Source organism: Clostridium tarantellae, from assembly GCF_009295725.1.
Taxonomy (GTDB): Bacteria; Bacillota; Clostridia; order Clostridiales; family Clostridiaceae; genus Sarcina; species Sarcina tarantellae.
Genome location: NZ_WHJC01000241.1, coordinates 1 through 5,159, shown reverse-complemented (window position 1 = coordinate 5,159; position 5,159 = coordinate 1). Strand labels below are relative to the sequence as shown.

The window sequence follows — 5,159 nt, the reverse complement described above, 5'->3', positions numbered from 1 at the left end:
AAACTAGAGCACACTAAATTTATATAAATATTTCAGGAGGTTATTTTAATGAGACAAGAAATTTTATCTTATTTATCTACTGAAAAAGAAAACTTATATAATTTATGTAAATTTTTATATGAAAATCCTGAAGAAAGTTATAAAGAATTTAAATCTTGTAAATACATATCAAATTTTTTACAAGACAAAGGATTTAAAGTTAAAAAAAATTTTTTGAATTTAGAAACATCTTTTTATGCTGAAAAAGGAAATGGATTCCCTAAAATATGTTTTACTTGTGAATATGATGCTATAAAAGATGAAGGTCATCTTACAGGCCATAATTTATTAACTACTATTGCTGTAACTAGCGTTTTAGGACTAGGTCATATAATTGATAAACTTGGAGGCACTGTATGTATAATAGGCTGTCCTGGAGAATATTTAGGTGGTAGCAAAGCAACTATGGTTAGACAAGGAGTATTCGATGATATAGATGCAGTTTTAGTAGCACATCCTGATTTGGTAACTTGTGAAAGTGGAACTTCAAAAGCTATAATTCCTTTAAGAGTTAAATTTAGTGGATCAGATGGATTTAGTTTTTTAAATTCTAACAACTATACATCATTAGATGGAGCTTTATTAAGTTTTAATATACTAAATTCTTTATTAAAGGGATTTTATCCTGAAGTAAGTATAAACTCTATTTTATCTGAAGGTGGAGTAACTCCTCTACTTATGCCAATTGATTCAGAATCTAAATTCTATATAAGAGCTAATAATATGGAAAAAGCTAAAATAGCTGAAGAAAAAATTAAAGAAGTATCCTTTTACGTTAGTAAACTTATGTCATTAAATTATCATACTGAACTTTATGAACCACCAAGTGAACAATTGTTATCTAATAAAATATTGAATAGATTATTTAGTAATAATTTAAAAGAAAATGGAATAATTGATATTTGTCCTTCTAGAGATATTAATGCAGGTTTAAGCTTAGGAGCAGTAAGTCAAATAGTTCCTTGTATACACCCTTATATAGATATAGTAGAAAAGGGGTTTATAAAATATGGAACTAAAGATTTTGCATTAGCAACACTTTCAACATATGCACAAGAACAAAGTATTAAAGCTTCTTATGCATTAATATCTACTGCTATAGATTTAATTGAAAGTGAAACTCTTTTATCAGAAGTTAAAGGAGCTTTTTATAAATCTAAAAAAAGTTTATATTAAAAAAGAGTATAATTATTGAAAATCATTCAATAATTATACTCTTCATTATTTTCTATAAAACTTTTTCTAATTTTTCTACTAATTTTCCACTTGGTTGAAAATAAAATCTTTTATAATCATTATCTTTTTTATATACACAGCAATAAACAGCTTTTGGAACTAAACTGCATATATATTTTTTACTAGTTATATTACGAAAATGTCTTAAAAAACTATTTTTTTCTTTCTTTAATGAAATTATATTGTTAAGTTTAATATTTTCTAAAGTTTGCTGTTCATTCACTTTAATTTTGTGTATTATAAGTTGATTAGCTATAACAGAATATTTATAGCTAACTTTGCATTTTTTTATTTCTAAATATAATATTAAAATAGTAAGTACTATCATAATGGGATCTGTTATAGATTCTAATTTAAAATGATTTATTTTAAAATTTCCTATTAATTTAGCTAATCCAATCATAAGGCTTAAAAATACTATACTACCTATAATAGTTGTATCTTTCCTTCTATTAATAACTTCCCTATGCATAATGCCCATTTTTTAATTCCCCCGAATTAATTTAAAATTTTATAACATAGTGATTATACTAACTTTTATATTTTAATGCTATTCTAATTAAATCTAAATTTTTACCAATTTTATTCTTAAATCTTTATTAGATGTTTTTAAGTTATTTTATTATAAAAAAACTTTGATTTTCTTGATATTTCATATAACTTTATATAATTATACCTTTACATTTAATAATAATGCTTTTTTATTATATTAAATACTATAAACATTCCATATTAATATATTTTCTTTAAATATTTTAGCATTTTTTTATTAAATTTGTTGAAATAAAACTTAGCTACATTTAATAATTTTTTCTAATACTCATAAACTAAAATTAAGTTTACCTAGTAGATTTAAGATAGTATAATTTATTTGGCTGGAGGTGTAAAAATGATTCAAATATATAAATCTTCAAATGAGAAAGAAGGAACTTTAAAAAAAGTAGATACTATTGATTCAGGCTCTTGGATTAATATTGTTGCACCTTCTCAAGAAGAACTTATACTTATTTCAAAAAAAACAGGAGTACCCTTAGACTTTTTAAGAGCACCACTTGATGACGAAGAAACATCTCGTATAGAGATCGATAGAAATTTTATTCTTGTAATTGTAGATATTCCTTTTACAGAAATGGAGGATAATTCTTTGACTTATGACACATATCCTTTAGGGATAATTCATACTGAAAAAGAATTAATTACTGTTTGTCTAAAAAACAGTAAAATTTTATCAGATTTTGCTTCAAATAAAGTTAAATCATTTTACTCATTCAAGAAATCAAGATTTATATTACAAATACTTAATAGAATTTCTACTTATTATTTACTATATTTAAGACAAATTGATAAAAAAAGTCTTATGATTGAAAAAAGACTTCATAAGTCTATGAAAAATAAAGAGCTTGTTCAATTACACTCTTTAGAAAAATCTTTAGTTTATTTTTCTACGTCTTTAAAATCAAATGAAATAACTTTAGAAAAAATGCTAAAATTAGAAATAATGCAAAAATATGAAGAAGATAAAGATGTTTTAGAAAATGTAATTATAGAAAATAAACAAGCAATAGAAATGACTGAAATATATAGTAATATACTTTCAAGCACAATGGATTTTTTTGCATCAGTAATATCAAATAATTTAAATATTGTTATGAAAGTCTTAGCTTCTGTTACTATACTTATGTCTATACTAACTGTAATATCAGGAATATATGGCATGAATATAGTAGGCTTACCTTTTCAGAATAATCCTAATGCATTTTATATAATAATGGGATTCTCTGCTGTTATATGTGCAATAGCCGCTTATTTATTATATAAAAAAGATATGTTTTAAATTAAGTTTCATTTTTTTTATAAATACATATCATATATTTAAGAGAGCTTAAGCTCTCTTAAATATTATATAGGAGGAACTTTTTAATGATTGCTAATAAATTAAATTTTGGCGATACTATAGGGGTTATATGTCCTGCTAGTGGTGAAAAAGATCAAAATTTTATAGATATTAATTTAAATAGAATTAAAAATTTAGGATTTAAAATTAAAGAAGGGAAATTTTTAAGATATAATTCAAATAATTATCTTGCTGCACCTGATAAAGAAAGAGCTGAAGATTTTATGAATATGTTTTTAGATCCTAAGGTAAAAGCTATTATTTGTTATCGTGGTGGTTATGGTTCTATTAGAATGCTAAATTATATTAAATGGGATATAATAAAACATAACCCTAAAATTTTTTGTGGTTATAGTGATATAACCCTTATATTAAATTGCCTAAATATATATACAGATTTAATAACTTTTCATTCTCCAATGATAAATTCTAATTTTGAAAATAAATTAACTAAAACTTATTTTCTTAACATTTTGATGAATGGATTAAAAGACTTCTCTATTGATTTAATTTCCTTACCCAATATAAAAATTTTTAATGAAGCTCAAGTAAAAGGAAAATTATGTGGTGGAAATTTATCTATTATTTGTAGCTCTTTAGGTACTCCATATGAAATTAACACTAAAAATAAAATTTTATTTTTAGAAGATGTAAATGAAAAAGACTACTCAATTGATAGAATGCTTACTCAACTTTTATTATCTAATAAATTAAAAAACTGTAAAGCTTTTATAATTGGACACTTTACTCCTAACAATAATAATGAAGTTATATTAAGCCTCTTAAAGCCTCTAAAAAAACCTATATTAATGAATTTTCCAGCCGGTCATGACTATCCTAATATTACTCTTCCTATTGGTGCTGAAATATACTTAGATTTTTTTAAAGGTAAAATTAAATTTTGTAATGATGTAGTAAATATAAATTAATCTTTATAAAATAAAAATGAGATATATTTTCATATATCTCATTTTTATTAAGTAAATTAGCGACAGCATGCTTTTTTACTTAAAGTAAATTTGGTGTTAGGATATGTAATTTGTTACAAAACAAAAACCTCAGCTAAAACTGAGGATTTTTATGGAGGCGCCACCCGGATTTGAACCGGGGAATAAAGGTTTTGCAGACCTGTGCCTTACCACTTGGCCATAGCGCCATAAACTGGTGGCTCGAGCAGGAATCGAACCAGCGACACGAGGATTTTCAGTCCTCTGCTCTACCGACTGAGCTATCGAGCCTTAATCATCAGATATTCCCTCTGACAAGAATATATTATACATTAATATATTTATAAAGTCAACACTTTTTTATATTTTTTTTAAATTTATTAAATAAATTATAGACTATTACTCAATTTTTCTAACTATTAAAACAATATACTAAATAAAAAAGCTTGAAATTAAATTTCAAGCTTTAAAATACCTGGCAACCATCTACTCTCCCACACAGTCTCCCGTGCAGTACCATCAACCGCTTAAGGCTTAACCTTCGTGTTCGGAATGGAAACGGGTGTTACCCTTAAACGCATCACCACCAGATTATGGCTCCTCGGAGAGGGCTCGAACCTCCAACCTATCGGTTAACAGCCGAGTGCTCCACCATTGAGCTACCGAGGAATATAATAAATTTGGCAACCACCTACTCTCCCACACAGTCTCCCATGCAGTACCATCGGCCTTAAAAGGCTTAACCTTCGTGTTCGGAATGGAAACGGGTGTTACCCTTAAAAGCATCATCACCAAATTTTCTTTTTTGAAAGATTTATTCTTTCAAAATTGCACTAAGTATTAAGTTTACTTTTATTTGGTCAAGCCCTCGACCTATTAGTATCAGTCAGCTGAACATGTTACCATGCTTACACCCCTGACCTATCAACCTTGTGTTCTTCAAGGGGTCTTACTAGCTTATGCTATGGGAAATCTCATCTTGAGGTAGGCTTCACGCTTAGATGCTTTCAGCGTTTATCCCTTCCCGACTTAGCTACCCAGCT

General features: G+C 26.4%; 4 protein-coding genes, 3 tRNA genes and 3 rRNA genes. 3 read left to right on the top strand and 7 right to left on the bottom strand.

Annotated features, from left to right (window positions below; all coding sequences use genetic code 11):
* Nucleotides 1-48: 48 nt before the first annotated feature.
* Nucleotides 49-1,215, top strand: coding sequence for a zinc-binding metallopeptidase family protein (locus GBZ86_RS12430; protein WP_152891118.1), 1,167 nt, complete (start codon nt 49-51; stop codon nt 1,213-1,215).
* 52 nt (nt 1,216-1,267) lie between these two features.
* Here the strand turns inward: GBZ86_RS12430 and GBZ86_RS12425 are convergent, their stop codons facing one another.
* Complete coding sequence (locus GBZ86_RS12425) at nt 1,268-1,756, bottom strand: hypothetical protein (RefSeq protein WP_152891116.1); 489 nt, start codon at nt 1,754-1,756, stop codon at nt 1,268-1,270.
* Between the two features lie 408 nt (nt 1,757-2,164).
* Between GBZ86_RS12425 and GBZ86_RS12420 the strand changes: the two genes are divergently transcribed.
* Both GBZ86_RS12420 and GBZ86_RS12415 read left to right on the top strand, forming a co-directional pair.
* On the top strand, nt 2,165-3,109 hold the full coding sequence (locus GBZ86_RS12420) for a magnesium transporter CorA family protein (protein WP_152891114.1): 945 nt from the start codon (nt 2,165-2,167) through the stop codon (nt 3,107-3,109).
* A gap of 86 nt (nt 3,110-3,195) precedes the next feature.
* Entirely contained in the window at nt 3,196-4,098 is a 903-nt protein-coding gene (locus tag GBZ86_RS12415) for a S66 peptidase family protein (RefSeq protein ID WP_152891113.1), read from the top strand.
* Nucleotides 4,099-4,250: 152 nt separating this feature from the next.
* Here the strand turns inward: GBZ86_RS12415 and GBZ86_RS12410 are convergent.
* From GBZ86_RS12410 to GBZ86_RS12385, 6 genes are all read right to left on the bottom strand, one after another.
* Nucleotides 4,251-4,325: transfer RNA gene (locus tag GBZ86_RS12410), tRNA-Cys, on the bottom strand.
* 6 nt (nt 4,326-4,331) lie between these two features.
* Nucleotides 4,332-4,407 (bottom strand) — tRNA-Phe (locus GBZ86_RS12405).
* 182 nt (nt 4,408-4,589) lie between these two features.
* Nucleotides 4,590-4,707, bottom strand: a 5S ribosomal RNA gene (gene rrf, locus GBZ86_RS12400).
* Nucleotides 4,708-4,710: 3 nt separating this feature from the next.
* A tRNA-Asn gene (locus GBZ86_RS12395) sits at nt 4,711-4,785 on the bottom strand.
* Nucleotides 4,786-4,794: 9 nt separating this feature from the next.
* Nucleotides 4,795-4,912, bottom strand: a 5S ribosomal RNA gene (gene rrf / locus GBZ86_RS12390).
* A 60-nt stretch (nt 4,913-4,972) separates the two neighbouring features.
* Nucleotides 4,973-5,159 (bottom strand): 23S ribosomal RNA (locus GBZ86_RS12385); the annotation flags it as partial.